15 protein-coding genes and 1 tRNA gene are annotated in these 20,946 nt (G+C 49.7%); 5 read left to right on the top strand and 11 right to left on the bottom strand.

Translation table 11 applies throughout. From position 1 onward, the window contains the following. Positions 1-37 precede the first annotated feature (37 nt). Positions 38-1,789, top strand: coding sequence for a type V CRISPR-associated protein Cas12k (cas12k, locus tag H6F86_RS03835; protein WP_347240081.1), 1,752 nt, complete (start codon positions 38-40; stop codon positions 1,787-1,789). 1,044 nt (positions 1,790-2,833) lie between these two features. Here the strand turns inward: cas12k and H6F86_RS03830 are convergent. From H6F86_RS03830 to H6F86_RS03790, 9 genes are all read right to left on the bottom strand, one after another. Further along, positions 2,834-2,906 (bottom strand) — tRNA-Ala (locus tag H6F86_RS03830). Positions 2,907-2,950: 44 nt separating this feature from the next. After that, on the bottom strand, positions 2,951-3,664 hold the full coding sequence (locus tag H6F86_RS03825) for an HAD family phosphatase (protein ID WP_190446782.1): 714 nt from the start codon (positions 3,662-3,664) through the stop codon (positions 2,951-2,953). A 167-nt stretch (positions 3,665-3,831) separates the two neighbouring features. Further along, positions 3,832-4,701, bottom strand: a complete 870-nt coding sequence (locus H6F86_RS03820) for a class I SAM-dependent methyltransferase (protein ID WP_190446781.1) — start codon at positions 4,699-4,701, stop codon at positions 3,832-3,834. A 325-nt stretch (positions 4,702-5,026) separates the two neighbouring features. Next, complete coding sequence (locus tag H6F86_RS03815; RefSeq protein WP_190446780.1) at positions 5,027-5,680, bottom strand: cadmium resistance transporter; 654 nt, start codon at positions 5,678-5,680, stop codon at positions 5,027-5,029. Positions 5,681-5,788: 108 nt separating this feature from the next. After that, a complete protein-coding gene (locus tag H6F86_RS03810; RefSeq protein ID WP_190446779.1) occupies positions 5,789-8,491 on the bottom strand; it encodes an ATP-binding protein in 2,703 nt (900 codons plus the stop codon). A 553-nt stretch (positions 8,492-9,044) separates the two neighbouring features. Further along, positions 9,045-10,598: a signal recognition particle-docking protein FtsY gene (gene ftsY, locus H6F86_RS03805; protein ID WP_190446778.1), complete on the bottom strand. Its 1,554-nt coding sequence runs from the start codon at positions 10,596-10,598 to the stop codon at positions 9,045-9,047. Between the two features lie 55 nt (positions 10,599-10,653). Further along, positions 10,654-11,283: a transcription antitermination factor NusB gene (gene nusB, locus H6F86_RS03800; protein WP_190446777.1), complete on the bottom strand. Its 630-nt coding sequence runs from the start codon at positions 11,281-11,283 to the stop codon at positions 10,654-10,656. Between the two features lie 180 nt (positions 11,284-11,463). Then, positions 11,464-12,195, bottom strand: coding sequence for a DUF502 domain-containing protein (locus H6F86_RS03795; protein WP_190446776.1), 732 nt, complete (start codon positions 12,193-12,195; stop codon positions 11,464-11,466). Positions 12,196-12,621: 426 nt separating this feature from the next. Next, positions 12,622-13,395, bottom strand: coding sequence for an HpsJ family protein (locus H6F86_RS03790; protein ID WP_190446775.1), 774 nt, complete (start codon positions 13,393-13,395; stop codon positions 12,622-12,624). A 119-nt stretch (positions 13,396-13,514) separates the two neighbouring features. Between H6F86_RS03790 and pgl the strand changes: the two genes are divergently transcribed. From pgl to H6F86_RS33075, 3 genes are all read left to right on the top strand, one after another. Then, a complete protein-coding gene (gene pgl, locus H6F86_RS03785; protein ID WP_190446774.1) occupies positions 13,515-14,240 on the top strand; it encodes a 6-phosphogluconolactonase in 726 nt (241 codons plus the stop codon). 164 nt (positions 14,241-14,404) lie between these two features. Next, a complete protein-coding gene (locus tag H6F86_RS03780; protein ID WP_190446773.1) occupies positions 14,405-15,193 on the top strand; it encodes an FHA domain-containing protein in 789 nt (262 codons plus the stop codon). A 294-nt stretch (positions 15,194-15,487) separates the two neighbouring features. Then, positions 15,488-16,882 (top strand): FHA domain-containing protein, encoded by a 1,395-nt coding sequence (locus H6F86_RS33075; protein ID WP_190446772.1) that lies wholly within the window; start codon positions 15,488-15,490, stop codon positions 16,880-16,882. 31 nt (positions 16,883-16,913) lie between these two features. On the opposite strand, the gene H6F86_RS03770 is transcribed toward H6F86_RS33075, so the two are convergent. Then, complete coding sequence (locus H6F86_RS03770) at positions 16,914-17,711, bottom strand: ATP-binding protein (protein WP_190446771.1); 798 nt, start codon at positions 17,709-17,711, stop codon at positions 16,914-16,916. 556 nt (positions 17,712-18,267) lie between these two features. On the opposite strand from H6F86_RS03770, the gene H6F86_RS03765 reads away from it, so the two are divergent. Next, positions 18,268-19,941: a Ppx/GppA phosphatase family protein gene (locus H6F86_RS03765; RefSeq protein WP_190446770.1), complete on the top strand. Its 1,674-nt coding sequence runs from the start codon at positions 18,268-18,270 to the stop codon at positions 19,939-19,941. 67 nt (positions 19,942-20,008) lie between these two features. Here H6F86_RS03765 and H6F86_RS03760 read toward each other — a convergent pair whose 3' ends face one another. Then, positions 20,009-20,668, bottom strand: coding sequence for an NAD(P)H-binding protein (locus H6F86_RS03760; protein ID WP_190446769.1), 660 nt, complete (start codon positions 20,666-20,668; stop codon positions 20,009-20,011). Between the last annotated feature and the right edge of the window lie 278 nt (positions 20,669-20,946).

Here is a 20,946-nt window from a genome sequence, read left to right as displayed (position 1 = left end):
CTCATCGGTCAGGTCACTGTCGTAGTAAGGCTGACTCATATCCTCAAGCCATGTAGATGTCACTCTTCTGGTATCGCGCCTTTGTGACCGTAGTTGTCTTCTACTTCACATACATTTACAAACAGTTTCTCAGAAGAGACCCCAGCAAAAACCTGTAGAAGAGAAACAGCAGAGACAGACTTCAACGAACTCGAATCAGCAGTCTAGGAAAAAAGCGAAAAAAGGAACCAAAAAATCTACCAGGGGTACTATTGATACGCTTACTGATGCATTATTTGAGAAATACACTGCGTTTGAAGGAAGTGATCTTCTCAGTCAGTGTGCGATCGCCCACATTATCAAGAATGACGGCAAGGTTGCACAGCGACGAGAAAATTCAGGACGCTTTACTGAGAAGTTTAATAAGCGAAAGAAGCAGCTTGAACGACTGGAAGTACAGTTGGCTGGTTCTTTACCAAAGGGGCGGGATCTAACTGGGGCAAAATTTCTTGAAGCTCTGGAAACAGCGAGTCGGCAGGTTCCTGCTGACGACAACGAACTTCGAGTCTGGCAAGCGAACCTATTGAGAAGACCTAAAACTGCGCCTTACCCCTTGATATTTCACAGCAGTACTGATTTGAACTGGTCTTTGCTCAAACGCAGACATCCAGTCACTCAGAAAATTGAGGAGCGGATTTTTGTTCACTTCCAGGGTATGGAAGGGAAGTATGTGTTTGAAATTTGTTGCGATCGTCGCCAATTGCCGTTCTTTCAGCAATTCCTTAGGGATCAGGAAGTGGTTGAGTCTGATCGAAAGCGATACTCTGCCAGTCAGTTTCTCCTTTGCTCAGCCACCTTAATCTGGGAAAAGCGAGAAGACAAGGCATTCAATCACGAAGTCTCGCAAAACGGCGAGAAGCCAAATTCAGAACAGCAACCACAACAAAAACAACAGCCGTGGGAGCAATATGAACTCTACCTCCACTGTGCAATTGATCATCGTTGCCTTACTGCTGAAGGAACGGAACTTGTGGTTGCAGAGGTAGTTGAAGACAAACAATGCTCAATTGAAAGCTATGAGGAGATGAAGAAAGTCCAAGAGTTGGACAAGGAACAGCAAAAGGATTATGACAGGTTACATAACCAACTCAAGCGTCTTGAAAACCCTTTTCCTCGCCCCCAAAGGCGGCTATATAAGGAAAAGTCAAATATTCTTGTCGGTCTTGGCTTTAGCCGTGAAGAACCTGTCACCGCAGTAGTGATCGATACAACGACAGGCAAGCTCATTACTGGTCGCAATACTCGTCAGTTGCTGGGAGAGGATTACCCCCTACTTAGTGCTTATCGGCTCAAGCAGAGACAGAATGCTCGCCAACGTCAAAAGGATCAGGTGAAGGGACAGGTGCAACAGATTTCGGAGTCAGAACAAGGAAAATATTTAGATCACCTGCTTACAAAAGCTGTTGTTGCGCTGGCGAAAGAATATCAGGCAGGTAGCATCGTTCTGCCAAAGTTGAAAGGGTTGAGAGAACGATTGACGAGCGCGATCGAAGCTAGAGCAGAAGAAAAGTTCCCAGGTGACGTGGCAAAGCAGGAGGCTTATACGAAGCAATACAAAATCAACGTTCACAACTGGAGCTATAGCAGGCTCTCTGATTACATTCGAGGTAAAGCGGCACAAACAGAAATTGCCATTGAGTTTGGCTATCAGCTTGTGGCTGGTCAATTTATTGATCAAGCCAAGGCTGTTGCGATGTCAGCGTTCCATCACCGGAAACAGCAGACCGCATTGATGAAATCTGAACCTTGACAGTAAAATATTTTTACAGCGCCTCCTCTTCATGTTTGAAGGAACCTCTGAGTGGAGGAAATGGGTGAGTTTTACCACCGCAAGGTGGGTTCTTTCCGACCCTTGGTTGCTGCATACCCTTTAAGCTGCCCTTGCAGATAGGTCCTCCTAGTAGCAAGCGGGAAGTTATACGTGTAGAGTTAATCCCTCTATGAAGTATGACACAGGTCGCTCCCATGCTGAAGGGTAGACTCTTGTTACTAAAGCTTCTTTGGTAATAAGGGCGGAGACCTCTTCTTCGGTGTCGTACTTACTTGGTAAGTGCTGTCACCACGCAGCAACTGAACCGCCCCTCAGAGCTTGGCTTATCTAAACCCTGGGTGGGTATCCACAAAATCCTTCATTTTCTGGTTCTGGCAAGTCATAGTGGAAGCAAATTCCCCAGTCGGTCTGCCAGAATCTTAAAACCCTTGACAGCAAAAGCTTACAGCGGCTTTAAGTCAAAGAAGGTGAGGTCTATGCTTGAAATTGAGACCTTGATTTTGAACCACCTTAAGACCTTCGCCAAAACCATGTGAGAAGACTACGCTAGGAAAGGGTTTAAGAGCGCTAGGTTGCTGTTGTCTTCCTAGCCGTTACTGGATAGAGAGCAGGAATCCCAGCCGTCAACAATGACAGCCGAACGTCGCTGTTGTCCTCCTAGCTGTTACTGGATAGAGAGGCTTTGCTCCAACTAAAATCGGTTACTCTTTATACGAGGGAGCTACCTGATTTGTGAACAGTCATCAAGTCTTTGAAAATTAAAAGTGGGTAGAAAGGAGCGCTGCGATCGCACTAACGTTGCTCGCAAGATTGCATAACTTATGCCACATGAGCATGGCTTTACAGAATTAGGGTTATGCTTACGAATATCCTACGGAAAGAGCTAATTAAAACTGGTTTTTTAGGATTAAAAACGACCTGGATTGGAGGGTGTTGCCTGAAACCCCTGAAAACACCAGGAAGAATAAAATTTCTTGGCAGTAGCCATTTAAAGCTGACAAATAGCTCTTTAATGGACAGGAATGGAGAGTAGGGTAATCGAAACCCTGACCTCTGCGGTGCGATCGCAGCGCTCTACCAACTGAGCTAACTCCCCAGGACGCGATTAAATTCGCTTTGCTATCGTACCATTCGCTGGCTCTATCCTGCTTTCGCTGCTACTGAGTCGTAAGCCCGCTGGACGCGATCGAACTCCAGATCAGAGAGACGGTCTACCGTCCAGTTCGCTCGGCGTTGCAGCATATGAAACGGGTAAGTATTGGCAACGCCTACGACCGGAATGCGCGCTCGTTTAGCCGCTTCAATACCTGCAAAAGTGTCCTCAATCGCCAAACATTCTGAGGGTTTGAGGTTGAGTGTCGCATCGGCTTGGTTAAGACGATCGACCGCTAGTAAATAGCTATTGGGTTCTGGCTTACTGGGAAGGCGTTGATCAGCAGCAATAATGACTGAAAAATGGTCGCTCAGTTGGGCACGCTTCAGCACTAGTTCAATTTCGGCTAGTAAGGCACCGCTAACGATCGCCATTTTGACTTTGGCAACTCGCAATTTGAAGATAAAATCCTGTAAATCTGGATAGATGGGTAGCGTTTCGAGGTTTTCGATCGCGCTTTGATACGTCGTAGACTTACGCACAATTAGCTTGCTGGCATACTCCTCAGTGATTACTCGCCCTCGGTGTTGCAGCAGATCGATAAGGCAGGCGCGATCGCTCCGTCCCAGGCAAAACTGACGAAATTCACCTGGCTTCGGTCGCAAGTTTTCTTCCAACAAAAGCTCATCGATCAGCTTTTCGTGGAGTGGTTCATCGTTGATGATAATACCGTTAAAGTCAAAAAGAACCGCTTTCAGCATTGCGTGGACAGTGAAGGTTAAGGCGTTTTAGAGCAGGTGTGGCTGATATTGGGGACGTAGAAGCAACAGACAAATAGGTTGCTCTCCATTCATCCTGCTTTTTAGCAAAAGCTTGCAGCGCTCGAAAATCTATTCTCTAACAACTAGCAACGAATTACCAAAATGCCTCAGCTTGAAACCCAGGGGCGATCGCCTGCTGCTGCCGCATACGTAGGGAGCGAAAACTCCACTGCCTTATAGGGCAAAGGTTTGACACCGCGTGTTACCTGATGGATGAGCCAGCGATCGTGCGTTTGGACTGCCTCAAACTGCGCTGCACCCATCCACGCATCGACACTGCCGCTTGCAAAAGCTTGAATGTAAGGCTCTTCAAAAATTTGGGTCAGCCATTCTGTCTGGCGTAGCACCTTTTGATTACCATCAAGAATCACCACTTCACCACCCACAGTAAGCAAGCGATAGCACTCACGCAGAATCGCTTGAGAAACAGTAGGAGGCGTTTCGTGGAAGAGTAGCGATGCCGTCACCAGATCAAACGAAGCATCTGGGAAGTGTGTGTGTTCAGCGTTACCGTGGCGCCATTGAATAGCGAGGTTGGCTTGTTCTGCTTTGTGTTCGGCAACGACTAGCATCTGGGGTGACAAATCTAGCCCAATAACCTCAGCTTCAGGAAACGCTTGCTTAAGCAACAACGTGGTGGAACCAGTGCCACAGCCCAAATCTAGAATGCGGCGTGGCTGCGATTGAATGGCATCAAGCAAACTCTGGCGTACCAGAGCTTCACCAGGGGGCAACGCATATTGCGTAATAGGATCATAAGAAACAGCCGCACTGACATTAAGGTAGCCGCCTTCAATACCGTGGAAGTTTTGGCTGCTGTAATAGGTGGGATAAGTGAGAGTACGATCGCTCAAGCGGGTGCTAGCAGCTTGCCAGTCAATGCTTTCGTGAAAGCGCCGCAGCTTGTCTTCATCGATTAGGAAGGTCTTGACAAAGGGAGCAAGAAAGCGCTCGAAAATTGTATCGTTGCGTGCCATATGCGTTACTCAGCTCTTTTCTCAAGTGGGGGCAAAAGGCGGCAATTTTCATACCAGTTTGCTACGAAGTCACACGTAGTTAATCACGTAGCTGTCATCGTCCTTATGCGGTTGTGCCGCAGCACTAGAGCCAGAGGATACGATCGGCTGTGATTGCTTCTGTGCCGTTGCAAAAAGCATTGGTGTTACCCACTTCAGTTTAATGAGTTTTAAAGTTTTGTGAGTGCGGGCGGTTTTGCTAGAGGAAGAGGCTCTTTAGCAGGAGCGGTAAGTGGCAACGACTCGTTCAACAACAACGATTGCCAAGCAAGCAAAACCAATACGGTCAGGATGAGATCAAAAGCTGGTAGACGCGGCTTTCCAGCAAAATAAAGACTCCTAACCCAATCAAAACGAACGGCACAACGCGATGCCCATAGTGGGTCAAGTAGTGGGCTATCACAGCGTGACGGGTGAGATAGTAGGCAATGCCACACCAAACAGCAACCATTATGAGAAAAACACTCAGAATGGCTCCCATCGCTGCCAACGTACTATTAGCAAACAGCGGCACATAAATACTAATGTTGTCTCCACCGTTAGCAACCGTCACCGCTGCCACTTGAAACGTCTGAGGAGGTATATTAAGGAACGATCGCGATCGCCCTAGCAAACCATTTTTGGCGCTGCTTTCTTCAGTTACCGTTTGCACATCTGTAGCATCAGCTTCACCTGCAAACAGTTGATGGATACCAATAGCAATGGGTAGAAAGCCCAGTAAGCCCAACCAAACGGGCGGGATAATTAAGCCGGTAAGAAAGCCAGGGAGGCTGGCAAGCAGCAGCAGCAAAAAGCCAAGATATTGACCCACCACTACATGATGAGGACGAAACGTTGGACTAATGCGGGAAAAGAACACCATGAGAATCACGATGTCATCAATGTTAGTAGCAGCAAAAGCGGCAACGCTGGCAGTAACCGCTTGAATTAACTCCGTCATGAAGATCTAGCACGATGACACGCCTTCCGGTTTTACCACACAAGTACGCCTCTTGCAGCTAAGTCCTCGTCTATACGCGGCGGTAGATAGTGCCAGCATTGGTAAGCGTTAGACAGGCAATGTAAGACAAAATTCAGTGCCCTTATCAGGCGTAGAACTAACCTCAATAGTGCCTTCGTGCTTTTCGACAACAATTTGATAACAGATTGCCAGTCCCATACCAGTGCCTTTGCCAACGGCTTTGGTGGTAAAAAACGGCTCAAACAATTTTTGCTGCACATTGGGGGTCATACCCGTTCCATTATCGGCGATGCAAATTTGGACGTACTGAGGATCAATTAATTGAGTCCGAATGGTAATGGTAGGAGTAGTGCTTGCCAATGCGTTTCCAGCTTGTCTGTCCTGGTTTTCGCTTTCCTCCCTAAGAGCATCGATCGCGTTGCTCAAAAGATTCATAAAAACCTGGTTCAACTGTCCGGCATAACACTCCACCAGCGGTAGGTCGCCGTACTGTTTCGCGATGTTAATTTCAGGCTCCTTGCCCTGTGCTTTCAGGCGATTGCCCAGAATAATCAGCGTGTTTTCAATGCCTTCATGGAGATTAACAGCTTTGCGATCGGCTTCATCCAAACGAGAAAAGTTGCGTAGCGAGAGCACAATTTCACGAATGCGGTCTGTGCCCATTTTCATGGAACTCAACAATTTAGGCAGATCCTTTCGGAGAAAGTCCAGATCGATCGTTTCAATCGTTGCCTCAATCTCTAGACTAGGGTTAGGCACTTGAGCTTGATAGAGATTCAGTAGGCTCAACAGGTCTTGCGTATACTCCTGCGCTGGGTTGAGGTTGCCATGAATGAAGTTTACCGGATTATTGATTTCGTGAGCGATGCCTGCTACAAGCTGACCTAGACCAGACATTTTCTCAGCCTGAATCATTTGCGTTTGCGTTTGACGTAGTTCCCGCAGCGTTTGCTCTAGCTCGTCTGCTTTCTCTTTAAGTTGTGCTTCAGAGTGCCGTAGCGCCTTTTCTGCATAGTGCTGCTTAGTGATATCACGGCTATAGCCAAGCATTGCAAAAACGGTTCCGTCTGAGTCATAGAGCGGCGTTTTGCGGGTATCCAAGATGCGTAGTAAGCCATCAGCGGTGGTGATTGGCTCATAGTGATGATGAATCTTTTCTCCCGCCAGCGCTGCCTGATCATCTACCCGGAAGCCCCGAATGTTTGTTTCAGGCGTGCCGAAGATTAGCTCTGGCGAGAAGCCTAGCTCTAGATCGTCCTTACCCAGAACTGCTTCTACATCTTGACCGAGTGCCTCTGCAAAACTGCGATTAACAAGGATGTAACGGAAATTGTGGTCTTTGGCAAAAATCCAATCCTGGGTCGAGTCAAGTACCGTTCGCAAGAGGCGAGATTGGTATTCAGTTTCTTGCAGTGCTTGCAATGCAAGTTCGGCTTGTTTGCGATCGCTTATGTCCAGTTGTAAGCCATCCCAAACGGTAGAACCGTCAGCTTGACGCTCTGGGCGAGAGATAGCGTGCAACCACTTGACCTGACCAGACGGCATGATCAAGCGCCCAACCCAATCCCAGGGTTGTAGAGTTTGCTGAGAGGTTGCAACGGAGGCAAAAAACGAATCGCGATCGTCGGGGTGGATTCGCTCCAAAATGACACCAGCATTTTGCTGGACGGCTTCTGGTTCTACTTCATAGAATTCTTTGCAGAAGGCACTCATGTATGGAAAACTCCCAACACCATTGGCATCCAGACGAAATTGGTAGACTGTACCCGGCAGATTAGCAGCTAAGTTGTGGAAGCGGCTCTCGCTTTGGTATAGGGCAGTTTCCATGTCCTGATGTTCGATCGCAGCGTGTTTGCGCTCGGTAATGTTATGCATGGCAACCACTGCGCCCAATTTATTGCCAGCCTCATCAAAAAACGCTCGCCCACTTGCCAGCAAGGTGCGGGGGGTGCCGTGCTTGGGCACAATGACCATCTCAGCCTCGTGAACCTGCTCTCCCTGAAACGCTCGGAATAAGGGGATCGCATGCGTTGGCATAGGCGTAATGCCATCTGCCAGATAAAGGTCAAAGTGCTGTGCCCACTGGTCTGCTGGCAAAGCGACTTCGGGTAAACCGTGAAATGTGCGGGTGGCATGGTTAAATAGCATCAAATCGCCCTTGTCGTCGCAAGCAACGATGCCATCCGTCAAGCTGTCCAGCATGGCTTTGAGGCATTCTTGCTCTTTCTGCAAGTGCGCTGTGACCTGTTGACGCACAGCCTCCACCTGCTGATGCTCTGCAATCTCTTGCTGAAGCTTCTGGTTGCTTGACCGTAGCTCAAGCTGGCTCATCACCTGCCGACCGAGCGCCTTCAGGGCATTGATTTGCACATTGGAGAGTGTGCGGGGTTGGTTATCAATGACGCAGAGTGTACCGAGCGCTAAACCATCAGCAGTATGGAGAGGGATACCTGCGTAGAAGCGGATGTACGGTGCTCCGATAACAAGCAGATGATTGGCAAAGCGGACATCCGCTTTAGTATCGGGCACAACGAAGGGATCTTGTTGCAAAATGGCATGGGCGCAAAAAGCTAGCTCACGCGGCGTTTCACTGATCTCCAGCCCCACTTTTGCTTTGAACCACTGTCGCTTGGCATCAACCAGACTCACAAGGGCGATCGGCGTTTGACAAATGTGGGCTGCCAGTTCCACGAGATCATCGTAACCCGTCTCTGGCTCAGTATCGAGGATTTTGTAACTAAGCAGTTTGGCAAGTCTCTGCACCTCTTGCTCTGGCGCTGTCGCGTTCATAAATGACCTCAAGGCGGCTTATGAGTAGGGAAAGGGAACAATACGACTTTAGGTTTTTGGCGTCCCACTGATCACTCGTAGAGACTCGCCGTCTACCCCTGATATGATGTGTTGCTAAACACTTTAAAAGTGAGCAGAAGCGTGCTACCGCACAAAAACTACTAACGATTGAGAAAGGTGTAAAACGTTTGGCATTTAAGCAATGCGTAGCGTCACCTACGATGTTGATCGAGGTACGTTCTTTGCTAGAAGTTGCTCTTAGCACCTAATCGTTGATAGGTTACTCACTCTGTCATGGTCTTCTCAAGGAAAACAACGGTTTTCGTATCACTAAAACTGCTTTGATGCAAGGGCAAGATATAGCAAAATATGATCGCGTTTGCGTAGCTATCTTTCCCCAGATAGTGACCTTGTTAACATCCTTACCATTTCCGTCTTAGCAAACAGATAATCCTCATGTTTAGTAAGACGAAAGTTTGGAAGCGTTGTCTCAGGCAAGAAAATTACTTCTCTTCAACCGTAAAACTATTCTTCATTAATGACATCCAGCCACTCAGCCATTCAGCAACGCTTCGACGAATTCGTAGCTTGAAAAGGGTCGTAGGTCTTCGATGCCTTCTCCGGCACCAATGAAGCGGATGGGTAAACCAAGCTGCTGGACGATCGCCAGCGCAATGCCGCCTTTTGCCGTACCGTCGAGCTTGGTCAGAATGACACCACTGAGTTGGGCAGCCTCGGCAAAGACTTCTGCTTGCCGCAGTCCGTTTTGTCCCAGAGTGGCATCGAGTACCAGCAGTGACTCGACGACTGCATTAGCAGATTTTTTGTCAATGATGCGACGAATCTTGCTGAGTTCGTCCATCAGATTTTTTTTGTTTTGCAAGCGTCCAGCAGTATCAACAAGCAGTAAGTCTGTACCACGCGACTGGGCAGCGGCGATCGCGTCAAAAACGACTGCTGCCGGGTCAGTATTCTGCCCTGGATTAGCAATGACTTCAACGCCACTACGCCCGCCCCAGACTTTGACTTGCTCAACGGCAGCAGCCCTGAAGGTATCCGCAGCGGCAATCAGGCACTTGTAGCCAGACTTTTGGGCAATATGGGCTAGTTTGCCGATCGTGGTTGTTTTTCCGGCACCGTTCACGCCTGTAATTAACCAGATATTGAGTACATCGTCTTCTGGCGCAAAGAAGCGAGTTTTTGCATTCTCTAGTGGCGTATCCAGCATCTCTCGCAAGATTTGCTTCAGGTACGTAATGGCAGCATCGGGCGGCAGCACATCTTGACGGAGCTTACTTTGCAGAGCAGCGATGATGGCATCCGTTGCGGCAACGCCTACATCTGCTTGCAGCAGCACCGACTCAATCTCGATGACAGCATCTTCATTAAGCGGACCCTGACCCACAATAGAGCGCAGTTGATTGATCAGGCTCCGCCGCGTCTTATCTAACCCTTGGCGCAGCCGTTTGAGCCAGGTGATTTCTTCAAGTGAAATCTGGTCAGGTCGTCGTCCCTGGGCAGCTAGAATTTCGGATGACCAAAGGAAGCCTTCATCCAGCACTGTTTCATCTAGCAACGGCTCAACAGGTGCCGTTACTGCACTTACAGGCGCGATCGCAGGCTCTGGTTCGACGATCGCGCTTTGCTTCAGGCGCTCCAATCGCTCTTGTCGGTCTGCTTCAGATTGCGCCCAAAATGGCAGTGGTGCAGATGTCTCTGGCTCTAGAGGCTGATCTACAACAGGCTCAGTAGCCACCATTGTCTCTGCAATAGGTTCGTCTGGAATGGTTGCAGAGTCTGCAATGGTTGCATCGGCATCAGGAGTTGCTTCAGGGGCGATCGCGGGTTCGGCGGCGATCGTTGCCTCTGGTGAAGCCACCACTTCCGCTGGGGGTGCTTCGGCTTGCTGCCGCTTCTGAATGTTTTGATAGGCTGCCTTCGCCCAGTTAAGGTAGTCGTCAGCTACAGCAGGCTCCGATTCTGCCGTTGTCTCTGCTACAACAGGCTCTGCCGTCACCTCTGCCTCTGACGACACTGGCTCAGATTCTACCGTTGAACCATCTTCAGCCTTGTTAGCGTATCGCCGCCGAAACCAATCAAAAGTCATTGCCGTTTCCTCTTAACCCCACTCCTTACTCCCTATGCCCTACGTCTCACTCGCCTTACATAACCTTCTTCTCTGTTTTAAGCTGCTCCACCACTCGACGCAGCACACCGTTAATAAAGCGGTGCCCATCTTCGCCGCTGTAGCGTTTTGCCAGCTCTACAGCTTCATTAGCGGCAACACGGTCGGGAATGCCTAAAAAGACAATCTCCGTTACTGCAATGCGAAGGATATCACGATCAATCCATGCCAGCCGCGAAAGTTGCCAATCGACAAGCGCCGTAGAAAGAATCTGGTCAATCTGTTCTCGGTTGGCTTTTAGCTTGCTAATAATTTCGAGCGCGTAGTGGCGCACATCCTGTTGGTTTGCTAATTGAATAAACTCTGGCACATCCATCGCTACGCCCAGACGGTTAATGGCAGTTTGGGTGAGGGCGATCGCTTCATTCACCATAGCTCTGGCGCTCTCAACGTCAACAGCACGAGTTTCACTCGTCAGTAAGCGAGCACTGCCTTGCTGTAGCTCAGCCGATGCTGTTTCCAGAGCATCCTGCGCCTCGCTGGTGAGTGTCCGCACTGCCGCAACGACGACATTCTGAAGCTGCTGCATCTCCAGGCGCTCTGGATTAGATGGCAACTGGCTGACGCTTAACAGTGCCAGTTCACGGGCAATTCGACGAGCTTGCATAAGGGAGGCTTAAGGATCAAGGCTTAAGGATAACGTGATTCAGGACACTGGAGAGCAAAGGGAACAAGCGTTTTCGTCCCCACTTGCCCTAAGAGAAGTCGGAATAAAGGCATTTCAACCCTGCATTAGCAACGGGACAAGGGATTCTCTGCCTCGCTCGCGCCCTTCATACTTTATCTTTTACCCCTCCCACAGGTCTTCTTCTAAGGTGAGCGCCTGCCGATTTTTGTCTAGAAACGGATCAAGTGGATGCTGTTTCGACGCAGGCAGCGATGCCATTTTTGCCGCCTCTGGAGAAACAATGCCGCCAGAAATTACGACTTTGAATGCATCTTCGATCGGCATAGAGAGGTTGATCACAGCATCTTCGGGCACCACTGCATACCAACCTGTCGTCGGATTGGGTGTCGTGGGAATAAACACTCCCAGCATCGGGCTCGAAAAATGGGATTGAAACTCGCCTGTGAGCACACCTGTGACAAAGCCGAGTGCCCAGACTCCCTCACGGGGATACTCCACCAGCACAACCCGTCGAAATTTGTTGCCAGAGTCCTTTAAAAGTGTCTCTAGAAGCTGCTTCAGCGTTTTGTAAACGGAGCCTGCCAGTGGAATTGCTTGTAGCACCCGTTCGCCTAAATCCAGGAGCCAGCGTCCAGCAATGTTGCGCGCCATCAAGCCAATGAGCAGGATGCAAAGCAAGGGCACCATCAAGCCCACGGTCAAATTTAAGACATTAACCAAAAGTGGGTTCAACCCATCAAAAGGGTTGAGTTGCTTGGGAATGCGGGTGAGGAAGTTGATCACCCAGTTTGCGATCGTGAGCGTGAGCCAGATTGTAGTCGCCAGGGGAATCACCACCAGCAACCCGGCAATCAGGTCATTTTTGAAGTCTTGCTTGAGGTGTTGGAGCACAAGTCACCCATTCTCCTGCGATTAGCCGTGAAAACGATCGTAACAAGTCGGACAAACTAAACGAACACGCAACTATTGTGATGGGATCAGCATCAGCGAAGGGGCTGGAACGGCTCCATTAACTAGATTTGTAGAACAGAGAGACTAAGCTCAACGCAAAACAGAGGATGGACGACTGTGAAGCAACTGCCTGCACACCTTACCAAGAATTGTAACGAATTCTGTAAAGAAACATTGCAGTGCCAGAGTGCTGATGCTGTCTTCTAACCATGCCCAATAGCTTGCAATCACTGGCTTGCAATTAGCCATGCAAACGGTCTCACATCAACAGAATACCCTACGTGATTCGGTATCGCACATGACAAATAGTGTTAGCTATTCTGATCCCCAATTTCTTTGATAAATCAGGGATCTGGCTCTATGCAGTTAGGGTAATTGGCTGCGTTGATTTTGGGCAGAGAGGAGATACCGTAATCCAGTCCAACCGATGACAGCATAGCCGAGTGCTAGTACCAGGCTAGCAATGCCGCTCCGTATTCCCGATCGCAGCTTGTTGTCGTTGATCTGGGTTTCGAGTTTGCGCTTATTGTCGCGGATCTGCGTCAATTTCTGATCGCGCTCAGGTGCGATTTGGGCTTCCAGTGCTTTGGGATCAGATTTGAATTTCTGAAGCTCTGCTAATTTTTGTTTTGCTTGCTCTAACTGCGTGCCCTGAAGCTGACCGCTCTGAATCAGCTGATCGATTTGACTCGACTGAGCATCAATCTGGGCTCTAAGTTGCTGTACCTGTCCATCAATCTGGCTTTCGGCCCGGCTAGCATCTTGCGTAATCTGTTTCATCTGATCGTCGGCTGCTGCATTAGTGGCATTAACGCTGAGGGGGATAAACAGCAAAAAGAGTAAGGCTAATAAGCTAGACAGTAAGGCAACACCAAGCTTCAAGCCACGAGACCGCTCTCCAGCAAGAGCAGGCTCTAACGCACTTTCGACCCAGAAGCCGATAAACAGAAAGCCAAAACCCATCATTGGTACAAAGCCGCGATCGATCAGTTGAGTCGTCGTGGTAAACAGCCATTGGCTGTCCTGAAATCTGGTCGATGAGAGCACGACTGCACAGTCGAGCAAGTAAAGCACAATCAGGACAATACCGACGCTTTTAAGAATGAGGGCAGTAAGAGGGGAGGCGTTAGATGTTTTCATCGGCTTCTATAGATTTGATCGGCAGTAGGCTAAAACTGCCCTGGCAACCTCTTATAGTAGACTACGGAACTGGATCTCTCGATGGGTCTGAGTGGGTAAAACCTTGAGTAGCTAAAACCATGAACAAAATTGTAGAAGTGCTACCCGATAAGGACGCACTCATTCAGCGATCGCTGGCGATCGTGCTCGACAAAATCCAGGCGGCGATCGCGGAACGGGGACGCTGCACGATCGCCCTTGCAGGCGGCGGCACACCCAAACCACTCTATGAACAGCTTGCCACACACGATCTTGCTTGGGACAACATCCACATCTTTTGGGGTGATGAACGTTATGTGCCAGCCGACCATCCTGACAGTAACGAAGGTATGGCACGTCACGCCTGGTTAGATCAGGTAGCGTTTCCGCCTGCAAACCTTCACCCAATGCCCACAGCTAACCCTGATCCTGCTGTTTCCGCGAGTCAGCATGAGTCAGAGTTGCAGCAATTCTTTCAGCTTCAGCCTGGTGAGTTTCCCCGGTTCGACATTATCCTGCTGGGCATTGGGGATGACGGACATACCGCGTCACTCTTTCCTCATACAGAAGCGTTGCAGGTTCGTGACCGTCTCGTTACTGTAGGCAACAAAGACGGGCAGCCTCGCATTACCTTTACTGCACCGCTGATCAACCACGCTCGTACTGTCCTATTTGTGGTGGCAGAAGCCAGCAAACGCCCTGCACTGGCACAAATCTTTGCCCCTGTTGCTGATGACAATATCTATCCGGCACGGTTAATTCAGCCAGAAGGAGAACTTTGGTGGCTGCTGGATCAAGCCGCAGGGCAAGACCTCCGCAGGAGTTGATTCAGTCACAAAAACTAGATGACATTAGCCCTGTTCCACAGTAGAACTAGAATAACGAGATGGCGCGTAGCGATCGTCGATCGCTAGTCAGCATAGGGGTTAAAGCTAAAAGCTGATTCAATTGGGTGTTCTGAGGATGGAAATTGATAAAGGGGAAAGAGGTCATGATTGTTTGTCCGAATTGCAATCATCAAAATCCTGATGGCGCAGTTCAGTGTGAAGCCTGCTATACGCCGTTACCTGCAACCATGAGTTGTCCTAACTGCGGTACAACGGTGCAAGCTGATGCTAGTTTTTGTGGTCAGTGTGGTAACGACCTCCGCACTGCTGCCAGCCAACAGTCTGCCGCCATTGCTAGTCCATCGCTGGCTTCAGACACTTCGTCATCAATACCTAGCCTGCTGCCGCTTGATCCTCTGGTACCACCCGATCCCTTAGTCGCTCCACCGCTGCCTCTTCCTAACTCCAGTCCCCCAGCCATGACAGAACCGGTGCAGGCTGCACCTGCTGAATTACCACCGCCAAGCGCGATCTCAGCCGCTGAGCCGTCCAGCTATGAAGTAGCCTCGTCAACGCCAGCAGTATCTAACGCTGGTGGATACGTCTCGACGACCCAGCTACAGCAGCAAACAGCACGCCTTTTGCATCTGCAAACCAGTGCCTCGTTAGAACTGCCGCAAAGCCTTACCGTCGTTCATATTGGCAAACCCAACGAGCGGATTCCGCCTGATATTGACGTGTCTGGGTTTCCGGATTCGGAGATTGTGTCTCGCATCCATGCTGATATTCGGGTTGAGGGTGATGCCTACTATATTGAGGATGTTGGTAGCTCCAATGGCACTTACATTAACAATGTGCCGCTGCCAATGGGCAATCGGCATCGACTGCGACCGGGCGATCGCATTTCACTTGGCAAAGGCGACAAGGTGACATTTCTCTTTCAGCTTTCCTAATGTTTCAACTTTCTTGATGCCTGGTGTTATACGCTAATTTAAGTGATTAGTGTTGCTGGTTCGCTGCATGCACGTGTTGTCTGCTTATCGTCACTGCCTTGATTGTCCATTCAACAGAACGTTCACGCTTTACTTCAGATAGTCGTGTATCGTTAGAGAAACTTGCTATCGATCGCGAAGTCTTTGCTTTCGCCACGGTAAACGCCGAGTCTGCTTAAGGCGCATGGCGGAGCAGTTACATTCTTTGGTCGCACTTCTTGCCACAGGTCATTACTCAGACTTTATACTGCTAGTGTGATTACTCTGACCCTTTTGCATCCGATTCAGTCGATTCCGGTTCAGCACTGGACGTTTGAGCATGAACCTGTGATTCGGATCGGACGATCGACCGATAACCATGTCATTCTCTATAGCGCCGTGGTTTCCCGTCACCATGTCGAATTGCGCCGAGGCGATTCGCAGTGGGAAGTCGTGAGCCTGGGTGCGAATGGCACCTATGTTGATGGCAAGCGCATTACGCAAATGCCGATCGATGGCAGTATCGTGTTTCGACTTGCCCGATCGGGACCCAACATTCAGGTTCACGTTGGCGCTTTGCCTGCTACGGCTGCCAAGCTGCAAAGCAATCTGCCAGCACAAAAGATGAAGCCTCCCCTTGGCGGCATTGCTACTGATGAGGCAGGTGAACCAACCCAATCCGGTGAAGTACCACTGACCAATCTTCCGATCCCTGTGACAAGCCAACCTGAAGAGGAGGAACCGCAGTCTGGAGTTTTAACGCAGCGTTCTACAGCGATGGATGTTGAAAACGAGCCAGATCAGGATAGTTTGTCACCAATTAGCTCAGCCAACTGTACGCATCCACGCGCTCAGGGAAATACGCTGTTTTGCCCCGACTGTGGGCAACCATTGCAGGTAATGCAAACAGTTGGTGATTATCAAGTGGTCAAAACTGTACGCCAGGATGCGATCGGCGTGACTCAATTAGCTTGGCGCAATGGTCAGAACGTCGTTCTGAGAACACTTAAGCCAGAATGGCAACAGCCCGAAACGGTCGAAGCCTTTACACAGCAAGCAAAACAACTGCTGGCGCTGGAGCATCCAGGGTTACCGCACTTTAGTGATTTTTTCGTTATTGAAGGCAAGCCGTATCTTGTGCGAAGTCGAGTTCACGGACAAAGCTTACAGCAACGGGTGAGTCAGCGAGGTACGCCGACGCAAGCAGAGGTAATCGCGTCGATCGTACAAGTGTGTGACACCCTAGACTATCTGCATCAGCAGTCTCCCTCATTGGTGCATGAGGATTTAAAACCCGAAAATCTAATTCAAAACGCAGCGGTAGGCAACCCTACGATCGTTGGCTTTGTCTCCCTCAAGTCTTTAGCGATAGGCGAACAAACTGCCGCTTCACCCTACACGGCACCTGAACAGCGGCAGGGACAAAAAACGGTTGCAGTTGATTTATTCGCCCTGGGACCAATCCTGGTCTATTTGCTGACTGGGGAGTCGCCCAGTGCGTTCTACGCCCAGCGAGAGCAAGGGTTCCGCTTTTACCCGGAGTATGTGCCTGGTTTAGGGGCAGAGTTTGTAACGATCGTCCGTCGCCTTACCAGCCCACAGCCAGAGGAACGTTACGCCTCTGCGAAAGAAGTGGCGGCTGCACTTCTAGACATTTCGATCACTGCGTAGACGCTCTTAACCTTAATTGCCTTTTAGAACCTTATGGTGCTGTGGCTGTTGGTAGGGTAAAGAAAAAGCAGCTACCTTCACCATGAGTGGATTCAAACCGAAGCTGTCCACCCTGGTTTTCAACCAGTAGTTGGCAGAGAGACAAGCCCAGCCCAGTACCTTTGATGTCAGCGCGATCGCGGTGCTGCACCCGATAGAAGCGCTCAAAGAGATGCGACTGGTCAGCAGCGGGGATACCCAGCCCGCGATCGTGCACCCAAACTTCGACCCAATTAGAGTCATGCACGGCTGCACCAACTTTGATCGGGCTGCCAGCAGGAGAGTACTTCAGTGCATTCGACAGTAGATTAACCAACACCTGCGACACTTGCCAGCGATCGCCCCGCACAAGGGGTAGGTCTGGGCTAAGTTGAAAAATGACCTGGTTTGTCTGGAAATCTTTCACCACCGCTTCTAGCAGGCTTGGCAAACAGAGGCTTACAACCTGAGTTTCCAGTGCGCCAGTTTCCAGATTGCGTAGCGCCATCAAATCATGCAGCAAATGCTTCAAGCGGTAGACCTGCTGCTGCACAACATCCAAAAATTCTTCGCGGTGCGCTGCGTCTAGATTGTTTTCTGCCAATAATGGTAAAGAGCCACCCAGAGCGGTCAATGGCGTTGCTAATTGATGCGTTAGTAAGTGCAGGAGCTGCGTTTGCTGTGCAATCTGCTCTTTCAGCATTTGCTGCTCAACCTGCGCTTGCACCAAACGCTCATCGATCGACTGTGACGCAACAGTGTCTGGCTGGCTCGACGAGAAAAACGGTTGGTTGTCTAAAGATGAAGGCATAGGTCAGCTTGAGCTGGAGCAACTTTGAGCCATAGCAATATTGAGTGTCGGTCAACAGTCAGCAAGCGAAAGATTAGTAAGTGAAGCACAAAACTAACACCTGACACTGCAACTATCTTAACATTATGTTACGTAACGCGCTTCTACACAGCCGTAACCGCTCTAAAACCAGACCGTGCTTTCCCGCTTGGGAGCGTACAGCGTGACGTGTGAACGGTAGAAAAGATTGTCATACTCAAGGAAGTTTAAAAAGTCTTCTAGCAATATCGGAATGGGGTGAAAAAGTGATTAAATGAACCGGGATGGCTCTAAGTAGGGTGTCAAATGTGGCTACGTGTCCTGATCAATTTGTTTTCAAAGCGTAGACAAAATTAGTGTACATAGCAGGCTTTAAGCATTTATGCATAGTACGCTGCTCTTGAAGCGGTCAGCGGTCAGACACCAGGCTCAGGAGAGGCTCAAGGCTGAAAGCGACTAGAGGGTACTGTTCACAAATTAAAGAGATTGTTAGATCAATCCTTTCAGTCTGGTTGATTGAATCGTTGGATATATCAAGATGGTTAGCTCAGTTCATAAGATCAAGCAACAACTGGTGAGCCTTTCTGCCATGAACGCCGAGCATGAGCGTATTCTCGCTGCGATCGATGTAGGTACGAATTCCATTCACATGGTTGTGGTACGCATTCAGCCTGCTCTACCTGCGTTTACGATTATTGCGCGGGAGAAAACAACGGTACGACTGGGCGCTCGTGACAAGCAAACAGGCAATCTCACCGACGCTGCGATGGCACGGGCAATGGATGCCCTTAAGCGCTGTCAGGAGATTTCCAAAAGCCTGAACGCTGAGCAAACGATCGCGGTCGCTACTAGCGCTATGCGTGAAGCACCCAACGGGCGCAGCTTTTTGCAGCAGATCGAAGCCGAATTAGGGCTGTGGATTAACCTCATTTCGGGTCCTGAAGAAGCGCGTCGGATCTATCTGGGCGTGCTGTCGGGCATGGAGTTTAGCGGTCAACCTCATGCCATCATTGATATTGGCGGTGGCTCGACTGAGTTGATTCTAGGTGATGGGCACGAACCCCGCACCCTCAGCAGTACCAAAATTGGTGCAGTGCGGCTTACGGCTGAACAAATCACCACTGACCCGATTAGTAACAGCGAGTTTCAGTCGCTCCAAGCCTATATTCGCGGGATGCTAGAACGTCCGATCGAAGAACTGCAAGCTGGTCTAGAAGTCGGTGAACATCCTCGGCTCGTCGGCACATCAGGTACGATCGAAACCCTGGCAATGATCCATGCCCGCGAAAAAACGGGTGCTGTGCCATCACCACTGAATGGCTATGAGTTTAGCCTTAGAGACTTACGAGAGATTGTCGATCGCTTGCGTCGTCTATCAGTTGCAGAGCGGGCTGAAATTCCGGGCATCAATGAGCGCCGTGCCGAAATTATCTTGGCAGGGGCACTTATTCTTCAAGAAGCGATGACGCTGTTGGGGATGGAGTCGATCGTCATTTGTGAGCGATCGTTGCGAGAAGGTGTCATTGTTGATTGGATGCTGACTCATGGACTGATCGAGGATCGCTTGCGCTATCAAGGTTCTGTCCGCCAGCGCAGCGTGCTCGAAACTGCCATCAAATACCAGGTGAAGCTAGACTACGGCGAACAGGTAGCAGACTTTGCGTTGAGCCTATTCGACCAAACTCAGGGCAGCCTGCACAGTTGGGGACAAGAAGAACGGGAACTGCTGTGGGCAGCCGCTATTCTGCATAACTGCGGGCACCATGTAAGCCACTCCTCTCATCACAAACACTCCTACTACCTGGTTCGTAATAGTGACCTGCTTGGCTATACCGAAACCGAAATCGAGACGATCGCCAACCTTGCTCGCTATCATCGCAAAAGTGCGCCCAAGAAAAAGCACGAAAGTTACCGCAACCTGACCAGCAAACGGTATCGTCGCGTGGTTGATCAACTTAGCGCCTTGCTGCGTCTTGCTGTCGCGCTCGATCGTCGCCAGATTGGTGCTATTAAACGTGTCGTCTGCCAACCCCATTCCGAAACGCAGGAATTCTGGCTGCTCATTCAGCCAACGAAGCCCGATGATGATTGCGCCCTAGAACTCTGGAGCCTCGACTATAAAAAAGGTAGCTTTGAAACCGAATTTGGGTTGAAGTTAATACCTGTTTTAGAAGCAACATCGGTAGAGATAGCACCAATAGGAGCATACTAGCGGCTCATTGCTAGTTTTTAGTTAGTGAGCCTACTGCTCGAGACTGCCATCAGCCCACGCAACGGACTTAACTAACGCCCACAAATAGGTCATCAAAACTCTTAGCAGGCGCATCCGCTTTAGCCACAATCTCGACAATTTTGTTGCGTGCAGATGGTGAGAAAAGTGCCTCCACACAGGTCTTAGCTACTTTGGTACGAGGAATGCTGCCATCAAATAGGGTGTCAGCAGAGGACATTACGACAGCATCCGTGTTGTCTTCATTCTTTAACCCACCGGGACGGACGATCGTGTAAGTTAAGCCGCTTTTTTGTAGATATTCCTCTGCCTGTTTCTTCCAAACCAAAATGAGAAAAAAGAGGTTCAAGGGATGCAGCAGTTTCGATGTACAGAGAGAGGAAACAAACACAAACTGCTCAATTTGTTTTTGCTTAGCAGCCTCGACTAAATTTTTTGTGCCTTCATAGTCAACTTTGTATGGGGCGGTCGGATCAAACCCTGGCTTTGCTCCAGTAGCGCAAAGAACAACAGTGCTATCCCCTATGGCACTAGCTAACGTTGTAGGGTCTAAAACATCACCTACGACCAATTCGGCTTCTGTTGGCAAGATGGAGCGGGCAGCGGTTAAATCACGCACCAGAGCACGCACTGGGATACCTCGCGCTACCAACTCTGTCACAATACGTTGTCCTGTCTGCCCTGTAGCTCCAGCGACAAATGCTTTCATGCTCTTGCTCCTTGTAGTCGTCAACGTGTGCAGTCTAAAAAAGGACTATGACCTGAGAAACCACAGAATAGGGGCTAGAGAACTCGGATTTCATCTATGTCTGGTATGAAATCCAGCACGCCGCTTCCTAGGTAAGCACCTCAGTCCCACAACGGCAACCAAAGTTAAAGCCGCTTCACTGCTGCTAATTTAGTCTAAGACCTGTTCAAGGCAAATTTAGGACGATCGCCCTGCCTTTTGAATCATGTAGTGAGCGCTTCAAGAGTCTCCCCTACGTT

The organism is Phormidium sp. FACHB-592, assembly GCF_014695795.1.
In the GTDB taxonomy this organism is placed as follows: domain Bacteria; phylum Cyanobacteriota; class Cyanobacteriia; order Leptolyngbyales; family Leptolyngbyaceae; genus Stenomitos.
This window is presented reverse-complemented; position numbering and strand designations above follow the sequence as displayed.